The sequence below is a fragment of the Thermochromatium tepidum ATCC 43061 genome, from assembly GCF_009664085.1.
In the GTDB taxonomy this organism is placed as follows: domain Bacteria; phylum Pseudomonadota; class Gammaproteobacteria; order Chromatiales; family Chromatiaceae; genus Thermochromatium; species Thermochromatium tepidum.
On the sequence record NZ_CP039268.1, the window covers coordinates 2,728,448 to 2,746,699 of the forward strand.

Sequence of the window (18,252 nt, forward strand, 5' to 3'; positions counted from 1 at the left end):
GGGCTAAGCGACGGCGCGCTGTGATATCTCGGCTGCGGGGTCGGTGAGCCCGTGGCGTGGACCTTCATCGAGCGCGGCTGGACGGTGGGGGTCGATTCTGTCAGGCCATGCTGGAGTTGGCTACAGGGGCCTGCCCACCGATGGAAGGCATCCAGGCCGACAGGCGCGAGGTCGAGTTTCCAGCCGCCGGTCGTTTCGATGCCATCTTTTTCTAGTCTAAAGCCTCTTTACATGCTCCGAGGCCCGAAATCGCTCAAGCGCGATAGGGTTCAAAGAGAAACACCCAGGTGAGCCCGAGCAGGCCGACGAGGGTTACCCACAGGGCAAGCCTGTGGGTCAGGCGCCAGCCGGCATTGGCCTTGCGCACGATCTGGAAGTCCTCGACATGGATGGTCTCACAGGCGCCGTTCCCCCGGTCGTCGCGGGTGATGCTGGTGTCGCGCCGAAAGCCGCCAGCGTGTGAATAAGCGGCCAACTGACCACGCAGATAGATCTGGTCGCCGACCTCGGCCGATTTGATCGCCTTTTGCACGAGGCCGACATGACTGAGCAAATGATTGTTGGAGAGTTGATTCCAAGCAAAATCCCGCGCCGCTTGCGGATCCTCGGTCGAGACCCAACAGGTCCAGGTGCTGTTTTTGTAGTGCATGGCGCGAAAGACACCGCGGGCGACATTCTCGCCCCAGACCACGCACAGGTCGCGGATGTTGATGAAGTCCTGCCAGTCCTTGGTGTGGTAGATGTCCCAGAAGACGTCGCTGTCGTGCAGACTGACCACCACGCCGTCGAGTTCGTAGTCGAACTGCGGCTCGATGCGATAACGAATGCCCTCGGCCTCGATCTCGAACGGCTCGGTGAGGGTGCGCGTCTGACGCGGCTCGACCAGCCGTTCGAGGGCATAGAACGCAGGCGGCGGGAATTGATCCTTTTTCCAATGGCTCCAGATCGCCAGACCCAGACTGGCCAGGAAGAACAGCAGAAAGAACTGCTTGATCAGCCGCCAGGGAGGCCCTGGTTCATCGAGCGAGACCGAACGCATCGAGATACCCCCGTGCACTGACATCGAGCCGATAGTCGCTCACCGCCTCACGCAAGATCTCCGGTGCCAGGGGCTCGCGCAGGGTCTGCACCATGGCCCGCGCCAGCGCCTCGACGTCGCCGACCGGAACCAATGGACCATAGCGCCCGCCCTGGAGGATCTCGCGCGGACCGCTGCGACAGTCGGTCGCGACCACGGGCACGCCGAGTGCCAGTGCCTCGGTCAGGGCGTTGGGCGAGCCTTCCCAGCGCGAGGACAGCACGAACAGCCCCGCACGCCCCAGGAAGCGATACGGATTGGGATCGAACCCATGCAGATCGACCCCCCCGCTGACACCCAATTCTTTCGCCAGCCGCTCAAGCCGCGCACGCTGGCGTCCCTGGCCGAGGATGAGCAGCCGGCATGGACGTTGCCGCTGCACCAGGGCGAAGGCACGGATGAGCGTCGTGAAATCCTTCTGGAGCCTTAGCCCCCCGATCCCCATGATCACCGGCGGCTCACCGGGCGCGAACCAGGGATGATCGAGCGGCGCGCGTGCGCTCTGCTCCAGCTCCGGGGTGATGTTGGGATTGCGCACGACCCGGATGCGATCGAGCGGCAGACCGGTGATCGCGGCGATATCCTCGGCCACGCCGCGCGAAACGGCGATGACGCCGTCGGCACGCTGGTAGAGCGCACTCAACTGACGCCGCTCCCACCAGCGCTTGAGCGGATTGCGCCTGCGCGCGTTCCAGCGCTCGGACTGGGTGGTGCCCGGACGCAGGAAATAGCGCGTGTCGCCGGACTGAGCGGCCTTGACGGCGAGCGCGACCCGATCGTCGTCGGTCTTGGCCGTGAGCACGATCGCCGGGCGCTCACGTTCGACATAGTCGTGCAGGAAACGACGACGCGCGCGCCGGTCGCGCTCGGTCAGAGGATGCAGACGCACGCTCGCCGGCAGCGTATCCAGATAGGGCGCGTCGGGCGGACCGACCACGAAGTCGACCGCAAAACCCTGTTCGGCGAGGCCGCGGGCGATGTTGGCCATCATGCGTTCCACGCCGCCATCGCCAAAGCTCGGCAGAAACAGACAGATGGGACGTGAACGCCCAAACACGGCGGCGGGCGCGGATTCGGCTGACACGGCGACGGATCTCCATCCACAGGCGGCGCGGGCCGCGTTGAGCCTGAAGGGCTGACGGCCTGGCGTCCACAAACCAGGCGAGGCGCACTATTATAGCGGCTCCAGCGCCCTCCCCATCCGCCATCCCGCGAGAATCCCTGCATGTCATCGACACTCGACCGCTCGCTTCCGTTCGCGACCCAAGATGGCGTGGAGCGTCTCGGTCTGTTCGGACTCTATCTATTCGCGGCCTTCGCCTGGCTTGGGACCACACCCGCCACGCTTGGCCTGGCGCTCCTGACCCTGGCCTTCGTCCTGAATCGTCCGGATTGGCCTGTGCTTGGACGCGATCCAGTCGTGCGGCTGAGCCTGATCCTGATCGTCTTTCTGGTCGTCCACAGCCTCGCTCTGGCCTGGATGGCGCCCAGTGCGGAACGGGCAGCGACCATCCTCGACGGCGGCGGAAACTGGCTCAAGCTGATGCTCTTCATCCCGCTCGCCCACTGGTGCACCGGACAGCCCGAGCGGGTGCGCGGACTGCTGCTGCTCGCCGCGCTGGGGTTTACGCTCGCGGTGCTGCGCAAGATCGACTGGGCGAACTTCGGCCCCGCGTTCTTCTCGACCCGGTTCGAATCCTATCTGCCGGCGATCGCCTTCGGCATGTTCACCGGGCTTGGCGCGCTCGGACTCATCGTCCTGCGTCAGGCGTTCTGGAGACGCTTCGCGTCGGGCTGGGCGCGTTGGCTGGGCGTGATACTCTGGTCATTGTGGCTGCTATTCATGCTGGAGGGGCTGTTGCTATCGCAGTCGCGCGGCTCCTGGTTCGCCTTTCTTGGCGCCCTGACGCTGTTGGTCATCCTCGAATGGCGCGGGTACGCGCACCCTGCGGGCGATACCATGCGCGCGCGACGACGTCGCTATGGGCCGGCAGCCTTGGTCATTGTCATTGGACTGGCGCTGATCAGCGGACTGCTGGTGCAGACCGAGACCCTTCACAAGCGCCTCAGCGAACACAGGGGCACACTGATCGACATCGCGCGCGGCGAGACATCTGCCCTGGAGTCCGATCCCGTGGGACTGCGCTTCAAGGCCCTGCTGTTTGCGCGCGAGACCTGGAGCGCGCGACCCTGGTTCGGCTGGGGCGCGGGCACCAGTCGCGAGCTGATCGCCGCCAGCGGACGTCCCGAGGCGCTGTTCGACCACGACCACTGGCTGCCACATCTGCACAACACCTATGCCGAGATCCTGGTCCAGTTCGGCCTCGTCGGTCTGATCCTGATCGCGGCCCTGATCTGGGGGCTCGCGCGCTCTGGTCTCAGGTCTGGTCGTGCCGGACACCTGCCCGCTGATCTCGGACGCTTCTATCTGGTCGCCTTTGTCTTCATGCTGATCTGGTGTCTGTTCAACTATCGTGTCGTGCACACCGACTGGATCTTCTTTTGGATCCTGGTCGCCGGTACCCTGCATGGACTCAGTCGCGGCACAGGCACGTCTCGCTCTGGTGCTCAGGCCCAGGCCGGCAATCCCATGGCCTCGAGATAGGCGCTGGTCGCAGACTCGATCTCGAAACGCCGCGCCGCCTGCTGGAGTTCCTCACGCGGCAGCGGGGCATCAAGGGTGGCAGCCATGGCCTCGGCCAGCGCCGCATCGTCGCCGACCGGCACCAGGCGGCCATAGCGCCCGTCATCGAGGATCTCGCGCGGACCGCTCGGACAGTCGGTCGAGACCACGGGTGTCCCGACCGCCAGCGCCTCGACTGGGGCGAAGGGCAGCCCTTCCCAGCGCGAGGAGAAGGCAAAGAGCGCAGCATGGGCCATATAGGCATAGGGTTGGGGCACGAAACCGGGCAGCGCGAAATCTTCTCCGACCCCAAGGCTCGCCGCTAAAGCGAGCAGAGGTGCGCGATGGCGCCCCTCGCCAAGGATCATCAGTCGGGCCGGGCGGCGGGCGCGCAGCCGGGCGAAGGCGCGCAGGAGCGTGGCGAAGTCCTTGCGCGCGCAAAGTTCACCGACGCTCAGGATCAGCGGCGGCTGTCCGGGCGCAAACCAGGGATGATCCGGTACCGGCAGCTGTCCCTCGAACAGATGCGCTGGCACCACCGGCGAGGGCACGACCTGGATGAAGACAGGCGGAAGCCCGGTATAGTCTGTCATGTCGGCGGCGGCACCGAGACTGGGTACCAGCACCCGATCGGCGTAGCGATAGAGCCAGCCCATCGATCGGCGCTGGATCCAGCGGTCGAGCACGCCGCGCGCGGCCAGATCCACCGAGATGGTGATCCCGGAACGCAGGATCAGCCGTGTCGGCGTCCCGGCCAGGGCGCGTGCCGCCAGTGCCAACCGATTGACGCGATCCTTGTCCGAGAGCATGACGGCTGGGCGCTCAAGGCGTAGATAGCGCACCAGGGCCGGCAGGGTCAGCAGGGTATGCGCCGTCCCGAGATCGACGATGCGCGGCGCCGGGTCAGAGTGTTCGAGATGCGGTCCATGCTCGCGGACCTTGAGCAGATCGACCCGGTAACCGCGCCGAACCAGTGTCGGCAATAGATGGCGCGCAAGCCGATCGACACCGCTATGACCGGAAGTTGAGAAAAAACAGGCGATGCGAGTGGGATAAGACATGTGGCAGCGATTTTATTGGCTCGGACATTCAGTGACCCGGTGCGCACCACACCACGCCATTCAGGACCGGGAGGGTGTCAACTCGACGCCGGCCCGGGCCAGGCTCAGCGGCGCCCAAATCTGTTTGGAGCGGTCAATAGTATGCCGTTAAGGTCGCAGTCGCTGTCGGACTGGCCGACCGGTTTCATGTTGATTCAGGGCAACCGGCTCGAAGATCTGTGCGCGCTCCTGGTTGCCTGGCTGCGCCGTCACCCACTGGCGCCGCTCGAGCCCGAAACCATCCTGGTCCAGAGCAACGGGATGGCGCAGTGGCTCAAACTCGCCCTGGCCGCAACGCCCACAGACGACGCGACCGCGGGCGGGCTTGGCATCGCCGCTGCGCTCGATCTGATCCTGCCGGCCCGTTTCGTCTGGCGCGTCTACCGCGCCATACTCGGCGAGCTGCCCGAGACCTCCCCCTTCGACAAGGCGCCCCTGACCTGGCGGCTGTATCGCCTGCTCGAACGCCTTCTGGAGTCGATACCGCACCAGACGAGCGAGGATGCCCTCGAGGCGCTTGCCCCGCTGCGCAGTTTTCTGGCGGTCGATGAAGCGGAGATGCCACGCCGGCGCTATCAACTCGCCGAACGGCTCGCCGATCTCTTCGATCAGTATCAGGTCTATCGTGCCGATTGGCTGGAGGACTGGGGTCAGGGTCGCGATCATCTGACCGGTCCCAGGGGCGAGCGCCACCCGATCCCAGCCGGTCAGTCCTGGCAGCCGGTCCTGTGGCGTGCCGTGCAGGCGGACGTCCGCGATGCGTATGGCCTGAACGCGCCGCCGCTTTCATATGCCAGCCGGGCCGAGATCCACCGATCCTTTCTGAAACGGATCGATCAGGGCAAAGACCTCAGCCCGGAGCGCCTCACCGAGCGGCGATCGGCTGGACTGCCGCGGCGGGTGATCGTCTTCGGTGTATCCTCGCTGCCGTGCCAGATGCTGGAGGTCCTGGAGGCGATCGCCCCCCTGTGTCAGGTGATGGTGTTTGCGCTCAACCCCTGCCGACACTATTGGGGCGATCTCATCGAGGGTCGCGACCTGTTTCGCCGTCCCTATCGGCGCCAGACGGCGCGCAAGGTGCCGGATCTGCCCGACGAACGCGAGCTCCATCTCTATGGTCACCCACTGCTCGCGGCCTGGGGCAAACAGGGGCGCGACTATCTCCGGCTGCTCGATGAGTACGACGATCGCCACCGTTACGAACCCTATTTTCAGTCGCACAGTCTCAAGATCGACCTCTTCGCCTCGCCCGGCAGCGACTCCTTGCTGCATCAGTTGCAGGACGACATCCTGGAGCTGCGTCCGCTCCACGAGCGTCAGCAAAGAGAAACCATCATCGACCCCGAGCGCGACCGCAGTTTGGAGTTCATCGTCGCCCATAGTCCACAGCGCGAGATCGAGATCCTGCACGATCGTCTGCTCGACGCCTTCGAACGTTCGGCGGGCACCGATCGCCCACTTCAGCCACGCGAGGTCTTGGTGATGGTGCCCGACATCGCCGTCCATGCCCCGCACATCCAGGCCGTCTTCGGGCGTTTCGATCCGGACGACCGGCGCTACATCCCGTACCAAATCGCCGATCAGGGCCAGCGTCATCGCCATCCACTGGTGATCGGGTTGGAACATCTGCTGAATCTACCCCAGAGGCGTTTCCTGGTCAGCGAGCTGCTCGATCTGCTCGACATCCCGGCACTCCAGGCGCGATTCGGGCTTGCTGAGACCGATCTGCCACAGCTGCGCGCCTGGATCCTGGGGGCCAATATACGTTGGGGTCTGAATGGCGAACAGCGCGCCAGCCTCGGACTGCCGGAAGGGTTGGAGCACAATACCTGGCGCTTCGGACTGCATCGGCTGCTGCTCGGGTTCGCCAGTGGTGGGGCCGGCCCCTGGCGCGGGGTCGAGCCACACGACGAGGTCGGGGGTCTGGAGGCGGTGTTGCTGGGCCCCTTGGTGCAGCTGCTCGATCGTCTGGAGAAGACCTGGCGAGCTCTCACCCAACCGCGTTCGCCATCTGACTGGGTCGCCCTGGTCGGTGGGCTGATGGACGACTTCTTCGCCGAGTCGAACGAATCCGATGGCTCCACACTCACCCGCATCCTGCACGCGCTCGCTGACTGGGAGGCAGACTGTCTTCAGGGGGGGCTGGCTGAAGAGCCCATCGCGCTCGAGGTCTTCCGCGATGCCTTCCTCGCCCGGCTCGATCAGACGAGCCTCAGTCAGCGCTTCCTGGGTGGGGCGGTCAGTTTCGCCACCCTGATGCCGATGCGGGCCATTCCGTTTCGTCAGATCTGGTTGTTGGGGATGAATGAGCCCGATTATCCGCGCCGGCGCGTGCCGTTCGATTTCGATCTCATGGCGAACGACTATCGTCCCGGTGATCGCTCGCGGCGCGAGGACGATCGCTATCTGTTTCTGGAGGCATTGCTCTCGGCGCGCGAGAAGCTGGTCATCGGCTGGGTTGGGCGTAGTATCCGCGACAACAGCGAGCGCCCGCCCTCGGTGTTGGTTGGACAGTTGCGCGACCATCTGGCCGCTGGCTGGCGCTCGCCCAGCGGCGACGGTAGCCAGTTGGTCGCGGATTTGACGAGCGTGCATCCGCTCCAACCGTTCGGGCGCCGCTATTTCGAGCCCGATCGCCCGCCACTGCTCTTTACCTATGCGCGCGAGTGGCGTGCGGTGCACGATCCCGTGGGAATGAGCGAGGTCGGCGCTGAACGGCTCGCGCCCTGGTGCCCCGAGACGTCGCTGGATCTCGATCAGCTCCAGCGCTTTCTGCGCGATCCGGTCACGGCCTTGTTCGAGCAGCGGCTGCGGATCAAGGCGCCGGACGAGGTCGTGGCCCCGCCCGAGGTCGAGACCTTCAGTCTCAAGGGTCTCGATGACTGGCGGATCAAGGATGCCCTGATCGAGCGCACCTTCGAGCCTGGGCTGGATGTGTCGACGCTCAAACAGCGTCTGCACGCCGGCATCGCGCGCCTCCAGGCCCAGGGACGCTTGCCGGGCGGAAGCCTGGGCGAACACCTGGGGCAGAGGGTCAGCGCCGATCTACCCACACTGTACACCGCCTGGGATGAGGCCCTGGCCGAATGGCCCCAACCGCTTGCTCGTCCGGTCCCGATCGCCGTGGAGGTCATCACAGCTTCCGGGCGGCTGGGACTGGAAGACATGTTGGACGGGCTGCGCGCGGGTGATGGCGGTCGCGGTCAGATCATCTTGCAGGCCAGCGGTCTGACCAAGGACAACCACTATCAGTGGCGCAATACAGTGCGCGCCTGGGTCTGGCATCTCGCCGCCCAGCTCGGCGGCGAGCCGGTCACGACCCGGCTGCTGACACCCACGGGCAAGGCACGTCTGGATCCCGTGCCTGCCGATGAGGCGCGCGCTCGGCTTGAGGACCTTCTCCTCGCCTGGTGGGAGGGGATGCAGCGACCGCTGCCGGTTGCGCTCAACGCCGGCATGGCCTGGCTCGACCAGGGCGGACCCGAGACACTCGAGGATGACGCGCGGCCTGAGTCACTCAGGGCCTGGAGCGCGTCCGCCCAAGCCCTCAAACAGGACCTCGAATACAACGCCTATCTCGGTCGCTGGTACGACGGCTTCGCGGCGCTCTGGTCTGGGGGCGAGTTTGCGCGCTGGGCACATCGGCTCTATGCCGACCTGCACACGGCCTTTTCCGCATCGGGAGGAAAAGACGCGTAAACAACCCTCGACTGAAGTCGAAGGCTTTATTGTAAGACGCAGCAAACATGGTTGACCACATCCCCAACATTTCCTCCCGCGACTCAAGTCGCGGGTTTCCTTGTGGAGGGTCTATGAAGGCCGCCATCCAGTCACTCAACCCGCTCGAAGTCCCCCTGTACGGCTCGCGTCTGATCGAGGCCAGTGCCGGTACCGGCAAGACCTTCACCCTGGCCATGCTCTATCTGCGTCTGGTCCTAGGACACGGCGGCGAGACGGCCTTCCCGCGTCCGCTCATGCCGCCTGAGATCCTGGTCGTGACCTTCACCAATGCCGCAACCGAAGAGCTGCGCGAGCGTATCCGGCGCCGGTTGGTGGAGGCGTCCGCCGTCTTTCGCGCTCAGACACCGCGCGATCCAAACGATCCATGGCTGCTCGGCCTGCGGGATCAATTGGCCGACAGCGATCTCGCCGACCACGCCCGCCGCCTGGAACTGGCCGCCGACTGGATGGACGAGGCGGCCATCTCGACCATCCATGCCTGGTGCTACCGGATGCTGCGCGAACATGCCTTCGACGCGGCCTCTGCCTTCGAGCAGACCCTGGAGAACGACGACGCCGAACGTCTGCAACGGGCGGCTGAGGACTACTGGCGAACCTTCGTTCTGGGGTTAAGCGCACTGCATCTGGAGCCGGTTCTGGAGCAGTGGTCGCAGCCATCGGATCTGGCCAAGGCGGTCTGCGGTCTGCTGCCCCTGGCCGAATCTCTGCCGCCGGTCGCCGACCCGCCGGACGAGAGCGTCGGACGCTGTCTCAAGACCCGCCGAGACAGGATCGCGACGCTCAAGACCGACTGGCGCACCCAGGATCATATCGGCGCCCTGGAGCGACTCTTCGAGCAGGCCGTCAAGGACAAGGCCTTCAAGCAAACCGCGCTCAACAAAAACCACCGCGCCAAGGTGCTGGATGGATTGCGGGCCTGGCTGGGGACGCCGGATCAGACCGAACTCGACATCTTCGGCGGCCAGTCCTGGAAGCGGATGTCCTCGCTGGCCATCGGCGAGATCTGGAACGATCCGGACAAGGCCCCGGTCGACCATCCAGCCTGCCGCGCGCTGGCCGAGCTGCATGAAACATTCATCAGCCTGCCCGATCCCACCGAGGATCTGCTGACTCACGCCGTCCACTGGATCAAAAGCCGCGTCGAGCGCGAAAAGCATCAGGGCGCGATCCTGACCCAGAACGACCTGCTGATCCGGTTCGATCAGGCACTCCAGGGCGAGGGCCGCGAACGCCTGGCCGCCGCCATCCGCCGACAGTTCCCGGTCGCCCTGGTCGACGAGTTCCAAGACACCGACCCGCTCCAGTACCGCATCTTTTCATCCATCTACGAGATCCAGGCCAATCAGGCCGCGACCGGATTCTTCATGATTGGCGACCCCAAGCAGGCGATCTATGCCTTTCGTGGCGCCGACATCCACACCTATCTGATCGCGCGTGCCGCCACCCAGGGCCGTCACTACACCCTGGATGTCAACTATCGCGCCTCGACCGACCTGATCGCGGCGATCAACGCACTCTTCGAGCACGGCGAGCGCACCACCACGCACGGCGCCTTCCTGTTTCGCGAACCGAACGGTCAGGGCAACCCGGTCCCCTTCCATCCGGCCCAAGCCCGCCCACAGTCCGAACGGACCCTGACCATCGACGGCCGTCCCTGTCCGCCGCTTCAGGCCTGGATCATCCCGCCCGGCCCCAGCGGCACCCTGAACAAAGAGGCCTATCGCGCAGGCACCGCCAAGGCCGCCGCCCGCACCATCGCCGAGCTGTTGCGGCTCGGACAGGAGGGACGCGCCCTGTTGCCGCTGGATCCGGATGGCGAACGTCCACTCCAACCCAGCGATCTGGCCGTCCTGGTCAACAATCGCACCGAGGCCGAGGCCATCCGCGCCGAACTGCGCCGGCTCGGCGTGGCCAGCGTCTATCTCTCCGAGCGCGGCAATGTCTTCGACACCCAGATCGCGCGTGATCTGGCGGTGTTGCTGCGCGCCATCGCCGATCCCTTCGACGACCGGCTGATGCGTCAGGCATTGGCCACCCGCCTGCTCGCCCAGGGCCTGACGGATCTGGACCGGCTCAACAACGACGATCTGTATTGGGAGACACTGGGCGAGCGCCTGAGCGCCCTCAATGGGCGCTGGCGTCGTCAGGGATTCCTCCCCATGCTCTACCGTCTGATCGGCGAGTTCCAGATTGCCGAGCGTCTGCTCGCCACCACGGACGGCGAGCGCACAATGACTGATCTATTGCATCTAGGCGAACTGCTCCAGCGCGCCAGCGAGGCGCTCGACGGTGAACAGGCCCTGGTGCGTTTTCTGGAAGAGGCCATCGCCGACAGCCGCATGGCCACGGGAGAGGCCCCGGAGGCGCGCCAACTGAGACTCGAAAGCGACGCGCGCCTGGTGCGGGTCGTCACCATCCACAAATCCAAGGGGCTCGAATATCCCTTGGTGTTCCTGCCATTCATCGCCGACTGTCGGCGCGTCAGCGACAAGGATCGTCCACTCACGACCCACGACGCCGAGCATCGGCTCCAGGTGCATCTGAGTGCAGACCCGGCGCGCGTCGCCCAGGCCGACCGCGAGCGTCTGGGCGAGGACCTGCGCAAGCTCTACGTGGGGCTGACGCGCGCACGCTATGCCAATTGGTTGGGGTTGGGGGCGATCTCAGACCTCAGGCACTCGGCGCTCGGCTATCTGCTCGGCCTCAACGACCTGGGTGAGAGGCCGGCAGGTGGGTCTGTCGCGACCGCTCGCGACGATCTCGCCGAGCGACTGCGGCCACTGACCTGGCTGACCTTGATCGAGCTGCCCTCCGGCGATCCACCCCGTCTGCGGGCCGAGATGCCGCTTAAACTCGAGGGCGCTCGCCCCGCACCCGAGTGGTACCCGCGCCCCTGGTGGATCAGTAGTTACTCGGCGCTGAGTCGGGGCGCGCGGTTGGCCGAGACGCTCGACCCATCCGAGACCCTAGGATCTGAACGGCTCGAAGACAGGGTGGAAACGGCAAGCGACGAGACAGCGCTCGAGGAGGCATCGCACCCAGACAACCCACTGGAGAGGCACTCGCCCGCAGGTAGCCTGCATGCCTTCCCGAGTGGCGCGCGCTACGGCACCTTTCTACATGGACTGCTGGAATGGGCCGGACGTGCGAGCAGTCAGGCTCGACACGGCTTTGACTGCGCCCTCGCCATGACCGGGTCAAGGCGCCAGATGCTCGAAAGGAGCTGCACACGGCGCGGACTGGGCGATTGGATCGAACCGCTCGACACCTGGCTGACCACACTGATTGACCGCACCTGGCACCTCGATGCGCTCGCCCTGCCCGATGGCAGGATTCCACAGCTGCGACTGGCTGACCTGGATCCAGACAGCTATCAGGTCGAGCTTGAATTTTGGATCGAGTGCTGCACGATCGATCTGGGTCGACTCGACCAGCTCATCACCCAGCACACGCTCGCCGGTCGCAAACGGCCCAGGCTCGTCGCCTCCAGACTCAACGGGATGCTCAAGGGCTTCATCGATCTGGTGTTCGAGCACGAAGGGCGCTATTACGTGCTGGACTGGAAATCAAACCAGCTCGGCCAGGACGACAGCGCCTATACCCAGGAGGCCATGTGCGCGGCCATCACCGAACGGCGCTATGATCTGCAATACGTCCTTTATCTGCTGGCACTGCACCGTCAGCTCCGGGCGCGTCTGCCGGACTACGACTATGACCGCCATCTCGGCGGGGCCATCTATGTCTTTCTGCGCGGCACTAGCTCGGCAAGCCAGGGCCTGTTCATGGAGCGCCCGCCGCGCGCTTTGATCGAGTCGCTCGATCGACTCTTTGCTGGAGCTTTTATTAACCAGGCCCTTAAATAGACTGGTGATGGTTAGGGTATCCGGGCAGCCTGAGCAGGCCCGTCTCCCGCCCGCGGGAGCATAGGTATCTACACAATTTCATCTTCCCTTTGGCGCGCACCAGCCACAACTGGCCGTCGCGCGTCCAGCGGCGCAGATGGCCGACCGAATCCGCTTCGCGATCAATCACATGTACCAACCGGGGGCCGAATTTCTGCTGCTCCAGCCAACTCAGCCGCTCGCTCAATTCGTCCAGAGGCGAAGACACCTTGGGGCTGATCGTGTCGGCACACGAGCTCCAGACGCCTTGGGCCGTCACCAGATCCTGCACCGGCACCCCCAAGGGCGCGCCATCCTCGGCACTGACCAGGAGGCTGCTTTGCAGTTCGTCGCCCACATCCGTGGCATGGGTCATTTGCAGGCGATCCCGTTTCGAGGCGTGCCCTCCATCGTTCACTCTCGACCAGTCCGCCACCGCCAACACATACTCACCGCCATTTTGTACCTTATCTTCCCCGCGAGAAATCCCCCGAATAGAGCCGGGTTTGTGTAGATACCCATGCCGCGGGAGAGGGGGACATAGGCGAGCGTGTTGCCGCCCCAGACACCGAATGGATTTAAGGGCCTATTTAATAAAAGACTTGATTTAAGCGCCAAGTTCGATATTATCGAGCGCGGCTGACACGGCCACTCTGACCCCGAAATCTGTTGTATTTTTGGTCAAAACTTGACCTAACTTTTTTGCCGACTCTCTGTGTATGCTTGAGCTTGTCTATCAGATTGATTTTTCAAGCAAAAGTTATCCACAAGGGGTTCGCATCGAGACCCGCTTTTGAGGGGATTAAGACTCCGACCGGGCCAGCGCGATTCCGTATTAGTTAGGTTCGCATCGAGACCCGCTTTTGAGGGGATTAAGACTCGTCTGTTTCGCGGCAGACGACAAATTTGTTTAGTTCGCATCGAGACCCGCTTTTGAGGGGATTAAGACGCCATAGGCGCTCTGACACAAGGGCCGCGCGGAGTTCGCATCGAGACCCGCTTTTGAGGGGATTAAGACCCCAGTTTCGAGGCGCGGATGACATCGAAACGGCGTTCGCATCGAGACCCGCTTTTGAGGGGATTAAGACCACAGGCCGAACGCATACTTGAAAAACATTTTGTAGTTCGCATCGAGACCCGCTTTTGAGGGGATTAAGACCGCTCAAGATCTAAAGCTTCCGCCCGCTCTTGCGTTCGCATCGAGACCCGCTTTTGAGGGGATTAAGACCGCTCAAGATCTAAAGCTTCCGCCCGCTCTTGCGTTCGCATCGAGACCCGCTTTTGAGGGGATTAAGACTTGCCCCCCTGTCGTCCCCCCGCACGCGGGGGGACGAACTATCTGTAACTGAACTTGTCGACCGTCACGCTGTCGTCCCCCCGCACGCGGGGGACGTTCGCATTGAGAACCGTTTCTGAGGGGATTATTAACCCAGCCGCAAATAAAGACGTGGATCACTCCTGAAGACCTCCCCCGCCAACGCCTCCGGTAGGAGCGGCTTTAGCCGCGATTTTGGCGGTTGAGGCGGGAGAGGCGCATGAATCGCACCTTACGGCGCTCCTCCATCGTGCTTTGATCAAGGTGCCTTTTGAGCCTTCTTCCCAAAGATATTTATGGGCCACCTTAATAAGGTGACCGATCAAGACCCTCGGGCCAAAAGGCTAAAACACGCCGTAGGAGCGCCGTAAGGCGCGATCCACATCTAATGGCTCAGGCCACAAGGCTTAAACCAGCGTCGGGTCGAGCGCATCACGTAACAGCTCGGGGTCCATGCGAATCGACATCGGTATGTTGGTAGGCAACATGATCGCGCACGACGGGGAGGGACAAAGGGCCTTGCAGCTAGAGGACTGGGATAGGCTTGGCGCCCTACGCCCGCTCGATCTGGCCCTGACCCGATTCATCCGGGCGCATGGACCGGAAACGGATCCCTGGGTCCTGTTGGCGATCGCCCTGACCAGCGCGCGCACCGGTCAGGGTCACATCTGTCTAGACCTGAAGGCCGCGCTCGAATCGCCGCACACCCTATTGACCGCAGGCGACGCGGATCTGCCCGCGTCGCCAGGACCTGGTGCCGAGCTGGCTGCATGGCTCGCGACCCTGACGCTGGACGACTGGGTGGCGCGTCTGACGCAGTCCAGCGTGATCGAGAAGGCCTGGGCGTCGCGCCCGCCATCCGACACCACTGCGGCCAAGATAGCCGCGCCCCAGTCCGAGCCGGCGCCCCTGGTCCTCGGCGGGACGCCTGAACGCCCGTTGCTCTATCTACGCCGCTACTGGACCTATGAGCAACGCATCCAGGCAGGCCTCTCAGCGCGTCTTCACCGGACGCTCGACCAGCCTGAGGACAGGATGCGCGCCTTGCTCGAGGTGCTCTTTGAGGCCGAGGAGTCCGGCACACTCCCCTGGCAACGCATCGCCTGTGCGCTGGCCGCGTGCCGTGCCTTCGCCATCATCACCGGCGGTCCGGGCACAGGCAAGACCACCACGGTCGTGCGTCTGCTCGCCTTGCTGCAAAGCCTTGCGCTGGAGGCCGGCGCATCGCCGCTGCGTATCCGGCTTGCTGCCCCGACCGGAAAGGCGGCGGCACGGCTCAACGAATCCATTGCCGGACAGGTTGAACGCCTGCCTTTCGACCGACTCCCCGACATTCGCCCAGCGATCCCGATCCAGGCCGTCACCCTGCATCGTCTGCTCGGTCCGCTCCCAGACAGCCGCGGCTTCCGCTATCGCGCCGGGCATCCGCTGCCGGCTGATCTGGTGGTCGTCGATGAGGCCTCGATGCTTGATGTCGAGCTGATGGCGGCGCTCCTCGATGCGCTGCGACCCGAGGCGCGCCTGATCCTACTCGGCGACCAGGATCAACTCGCCTCGGTCGAGGCCGGTGCCGTGCTGGGCGACCTGTGTCGGCGCGCCCGCGCGGCGCATTACACCCCCAAGACGCGCGACTGGTTGGAGCGGGTGACAGGCGCGCGCTTGCCTGAAGCGCTGATCGATCCGGCGGGCCGACCGCTGGATCAAGCCATCGTCATGCTGCGTCACAGCTATCGCTTTCGCGCCGAGGGCGGGATCGGCGCCCTGGCCGAGCTGGTCAACACCGGGCGGCTGGACGGCGCACCGGTCAGCGCACCCTGCACCGCCTTGGATACCCTCTTTGCTCGCCGCTCCGACCCAAGTCTCGGACAGATCCGGCGGATTCGTCTGAGCGACGAACGCGACCCCCGCTTCGACCAACTGGTGTTCACGGCCTACTGGGGACGCTCGGGCTATCTCGCACTGCTGCACGAACAGCGCCCACCGGACGATGCCCCTCCCGAAGCCTTCGACGCCTGGGCGCGCGCCGTGCTCAGGGCCCAGGCGGGATTCCAGCTGCTCACCGCCTTGCGCCAAGGACCCTGGGGGGCCGAGGGACTGAATCGGCGCATCCAGCATCGATTGAGCCAGGGCCCAGATGCATCCAGCCTCGGCGCAAGGACATCAACTCAGATCCAGATCCAAGGCGGCCAACCTTGGTTCGAGGGACGCCCGGTGCTCGTGACCTGCAACGACTATCGTCTGGGCCTGATGAACGGCGATATCGGGATCACCCTGCGCGTGCCGGTCAAATCCACTCCCCCCCAAAGGTGGGAGAGAGGACAGGGTGAGGGGGCGCAGCCATCCAGCGTGCTGCGCGTCGCCTTCCCGTCCGGTGATGGCAGCGACGCCATTCGCTGGATCCTGCCCAGCCGCTTGCAGAACGTCGAGACCGTGTTTGCCATGACGGTGCACAAGTCGCAGGGTTCAGAGTTCGACCATACCGCCCTGATCCTGCCCCCAGTCTCCAGTCCGGTTCTGACACGCGAGCTGCTCTATACCGCGATTACCCGCGCTAAGTCGGTCTTCACCCTGATCGACACCCAAGAGGAGGTGCTTTGCGGGGCGCTCGGGCGGCGGGTGGAGCGCGCGAGCGGACTGGCGCTGGCGCTCGACTCGGACCAGGACGCCTCTTTGAACGAGGATCAGCCGTCCGCCCGGGGCGGGGCGAGCGACTCATAGAGCGCCGAATAGTCCGCCTCGGCAAAGCCCCTGGCCTCGGCCTCGCGACAGCCGGACTCGATGGCCGCGATCAGCCGGACATCCAATCCAGAGGCTTCGGCCACGCGCCTGAACAGCACGACATCCTTGTGCAGATGTTTGAGCGGAAAGTTGGCCATTCCGTAGTCGTGCGCCAGATACCTGGCGAGCTTCTTGTCGAAGGTCTGGGCATACAGCGCGCTTGCACGCAGGAGTTCCATGAAGGTCTCGACTGCGATCCCCTCGCGCCGCACCAATCCGAGGCTCAGGGCAAAGGTCGCCGTCAGACCGGCGATCAGCTGATTCATGGCCAGCTTCAGGACCGCGCCCTGCCCCACGGGGCCGATCAGGTGCGGATCCCGGCTCAGGGCGCGGAAGACGGGCAGACAGCGCGCATAGAGATCCGGGTCGCCACCCGCCATGAGGATGAGCCTCCCATCGCGCGCCTCGGGCAGACTACCGAGCACCGGGGCCTCCAGATAGGCGCCACCCGCGGTAGACACCCGCTCGGCGATCTCCTGGCTCTCGTCTGGGGCGATGGTCCCCATCTGAATCAGGATGCGCCCGGCCAACGACTGGGTCTCGCCCGGTTTGAACAGGGTCGTATGGATGGCCTGGGCATCGCTCAAGAGGAGCAGGGTCAGATCCGCGGCCTCGATCGCCTCCCAGACATTGCTGGCTAGATTGAGCCCGCGCCGGCGCGCCGACTCGGCCCGCTCGGCACCGCGATTCCAGCCGATGACCTCATAGCCCTGATGCTTGAGCCGTAGCGCGACCTCGGCGCCAAGTAGACCCATCCCCAATACCGCGACCTTCATGGCTGAGACTCCAGGTGACGGAGTGAGGCGATGACGGGCGCGGTGTCCGGACGCACCCCGCGCCAGAGAAAAAACGACTCGGCCGCCTGCTCGACCAACATCCCCAGGCCATCGAGCGCCTGGGCCGCGCCCTGTTCGGCACCCCAGCGACAGAAGGGGGTTGGTTGATCACCGTAGAGCATGTCATAGACCCAAGCACCGGGCGCCAGACAGTCGTTCGGGATCGCCGGCACGGCAGCGTCCAATCCTGCCGAGGTGGCGTTGATGATGAGGTCGAAACGCTCGCCCGCCAACGCGCCGAACCCGCAGCCGGTGACCGGACCCAAAAGTCTGGCGCGACGAGCGAGATCCAGCGCCCTGGACTCGGTGCGATTGGCGATGACCAGGTGTGCGAGCCCGGTTGCAAGCAGCGACTCGAGCACACCGCGCGCCGCCCCACCGGCACCGACCAACAGGACCCGCGCTCCCTGGAAGTCAAAGCCGTGATTGCAAGCCAGATCGCGCACCAACCCCACTCCATCGGTGTTGTCGCCCCTTAGCCGACCGTCCTTGAGCCGGATCAGGGTATTGACCGCACCGGCAAGTTCAGCACGCTCGCTGCGCTCTTCGGCCAGGGCAAAGGCCTGCTCTTTGAACGGCAGGGTCACGTTCAGACCCCGCCCACCCGCAGCCAGGAAGCGACTTACGTCGCCGGCGAAGTCGTCGAGCGCACCGAGCAGCCGCCCATACTCCAGATCCTGACCGGTCTGGCGTGCAAAGGCCGCATGGATCAGGGGCGACTTGCTGTGGGCGATCGGATTGCCGATGACGGCATAGCGGTCGGTCATGATTGTCACCTATCGGGCCCGGGAAACTCGACAAACGGCAGGTGGCGGCTGGTGATAAGACAACAAAAGGAAAGACACTTAAGGATCATATCAGACTTGGCGCCAAGCGGTTCACCGCCCTGCCTTCACTGTC

11 protein-coding genes and 1 CRISPR repeat array are annotated in these 18,252 nt (G+C 64.6%); of the genes, 5 read left to right on the plus strand and 6 right to left on the minus strand.

Going from position 1 to position 18,252, the window contains the following annotated elements:
- Window positions 1–56 precede the first annotated feature (56 nt).
- Window positions 57–215, plus strand: a complete 159-nt coding sequence (locus E6P07_RS12635; protein ID WP_153975935.1) for a hypothetical protein — start codon at window positions 57–59, stop codon at window positions 213–215.
- Window positions 216–253: 38 nt separating this feature from the next.
- Here E6P07_RS12635 and E6P07_RS12640 read toward each other — a convergent pair whose 3' ends face one another.
- Window positions 254–1,039: a hypothetical protein gene (locus tag E6P07_RS12640; RefSeq protein WP_211363125.1), complete on the minus strand. Its 786-nt coding sequence runs from the start codon at window positions 1,037–1,039 to the stop codon at window positions 254–256.
- Window positions 1,017–2,162, minus strand: a complete 1,146-nt coding sequence (locus E6P07_RS12645) for a glycosyltransferase (protein ID WP_153975936.1) — start codon at window positions 2,160–2,162, stop codon at window positions 1,017–1,019. Before E6P07_RS12645 ends, E6P07_RS12640 begins: the two co-directional genes overlap by 23 nt.
- A 141-nt stretch (window positions 2,163–2,303) precedes the next feature.
- On the opposite strand from E6P07_RS12645, the gene E6P07_RS12650 reads away from it, so the two are divergent.
- Window positions 2,304–3,683, plus strand: a complete 1,380-nt coding sequence (locus E6P07_RS12650; protein ID WP_153975937.1) for an O-antigen ligase family protein — start codon at window positions 2,304–2,306, stop codon at window positions 3,681–3,683.
- On the opposite strand, the gene E6P07_RS12655 is transcribed toward E6P07_RS12650, so the two are convergent.
- The gene (locus E6P07_RS12655; RefSeq protein ID WP_153975938.1) at window positions 3,647–4,762 is read right to left on the minus strand and encodes a glycosyltransferase; all 1,116 of its coding nucleotides are present in this window, start codon (window positions 4,760–4,762) and stop codon (window positions 3,647–3,649) included. The two genes, E6P07_RS12650 and E6P07_RS12655, sit on opposite strands and share 37 nt — an antisense overlap.
- A 141-nt stretch (window positions 4,763–4,903) precedes the next feature.
- On the opposite strand from E6P07_RS12655, the gene recC reads away from it, so the two are divergent.
- Together recC and recB are read left to right on the plus strand one after the other, a co-directional pair.
- Complete coding sequence (recC, locus tag E6P07_RS12660) at window positions 4,904–8,500, plus strand: exodeoxyribonuclease V subunit gamma (RefSeq protein ID WP_211363126.1); 3,597 nt, start codon at window positions 4,904–4,906, stop codon at window positions 8,498–8,500.
- A 113-nt stretch (window positions 8,501–8,613) separates the two neighbouring features.
- On the plus strand, window positions 8,614–12,405 hold the full coding sequence (recB, locus tag E6P07_RS12665) for an exodeoxyribonuclease V subunit beta (RefSeq protein WP_153975939.1): 3,792 nt from the start codon (window positions 8,614–8,616) through the stop codon (window positions 12,403–12,405).
- On the opposite strand, the gene E6P07_RS12670 is transcribed toward recB, so the two are convergent.
- On the minus strand, window positions 12,398–12,799 hold the full coding sequence (locus E6P07_RS12670) for a hypothetical protein (protein WP_153975940.1): 402 nt from the start codon (window positions 12,797–12,799) through the stop codon (window positions 12,398–12,400). The genes recB and E6P07_RS12670 overlap by 8 nt on opposite strands.
- A 397-nt stretch (window positions 12,800–13,196) precedes the next feature.
- Window positions 13,197–13,720: a CRISPR direct-repeat array (repeat unit 36 nt; unit sequence GTTCGCATCGAGACCCGCTTTTGAGGGGATTAAGAC).
- A gap of 471 nt (window positions 13,721–14,191) precedes the next feature.
- Between E6P07_RS12670 and recD the strand changes: the two genes are divergently transcribed.
- The gene (gene recD / locus E6P07_RS12675) at window positions 14,192–16,456 is read left to right on the plus strand and encodes an exodeoxyribonuclease V subunit alpha (RefSeq protein ID WP_246172855.1); all 2,265 of its coding nucleotides are present in this window, start codon (window positions 14,192–14,194) and stop codon (window positions 16,454–16,456) included.
- On the opposite strand, the gene E6P07_RS12680 is transcribed toward recD, so the two are convergent.
- Both E6P07_RS12680 and aroE read right to left on the minus strand, forming a co-directional pair.
- A complete protein-coding gene (locus tag E6P07_RS12680; RefSeq protein ID WP_153975941.1) occupies window positions 16,420–17,292 on the minus strand; it encodes an NAD(P)-dependent oxidoreductase in 873 nt (290 codons plus the stop codon). The two genes, recD and E6P07_RS12680, sit on opposite strands and share 37 nt — an antisense overlap.
- Window positions 17,289–18,119, minus strand: coding sequence for a shikimate dehydrogenase (gene aroE / locus E6P07_RS12685; RefSeq protein WP_153975942.1), 831 nt, complete (start codon window positions 18,117–18,119; stop codon window positions 17,289–17,291). Before aroE ends, E6P07_RS12680 begins: the two co-directional genes overlap by 4 nt.
- Between the last annotated feature and the right edge of the window lie 133 nt (window positions 18,120–18,252).

Excerpts from the sequence above, each read along its gene's own strand:
- E6P07_RS12640 (WP_211363125.1), bottom strand. The coding sequence starts at position 1,039 with ATGCGTTCGGTCTCGCTCGATGAACCAGGGCCTCCCTGGCGGCTGATC.
- E6P07_RS12650 (WP_153975937.1), top strand. The coding sequence starts at position 2,304 with ATGTCATCGACACTCGACCGCTCGCTTCCGTTCGCGACCCAAGATGGC.
- E6P07_RS12655 (WP_153975938.1), bottom strand. The coding sequence starts at position 4,762 with ATGTCTTATCCCACTCGCATCGCCTGTTTTTTCTCAACTTCCGGTCAT.
- recC (WP_211363126.1), top strand. The coding sequence starts at position 4,904 with ATGCCGTTAAGGTCGCAGTCGCTGTCGGACTGGCCGACCGGTTTCATG.
- recB (WP_153975939.1), top strand. The coding sequence starts at position 8,614 with ATGAAGGCCGCCATCCAGTCACTCAACCCGCTCGAAGTCCCCCTGTAC.
- E6P07_RS12670 (WP_153975940.1), bottom strand. The coding sequence starts at position 12,799 with ATGACCCATGCCACGGATGTGGGCGACGAACTGCAAAGCAGCCTCCTG.
- recD (WP_246172855.1), top strand. The coding sequence starts at position 14,192 with ATGCGAATCGACATCGGTATGTTGGTAGGCAACATGATCGCGCACGAC.
- E6P07_RS12680 (WP_153975941.1), bottom strand. The coding sequence starts at position 17,292 with ATGAAGGTCGCGGTATTGGGGATGGGTCTACTTGGCGCCGAGGTCGCG.
- aroE (WP_153975942.1), bottom strand. The coding sequence starts at position 18,119 with ATGACCGACCGCTATGCCGTCATCGGCAATCCGATCGCCCACAGCAAG.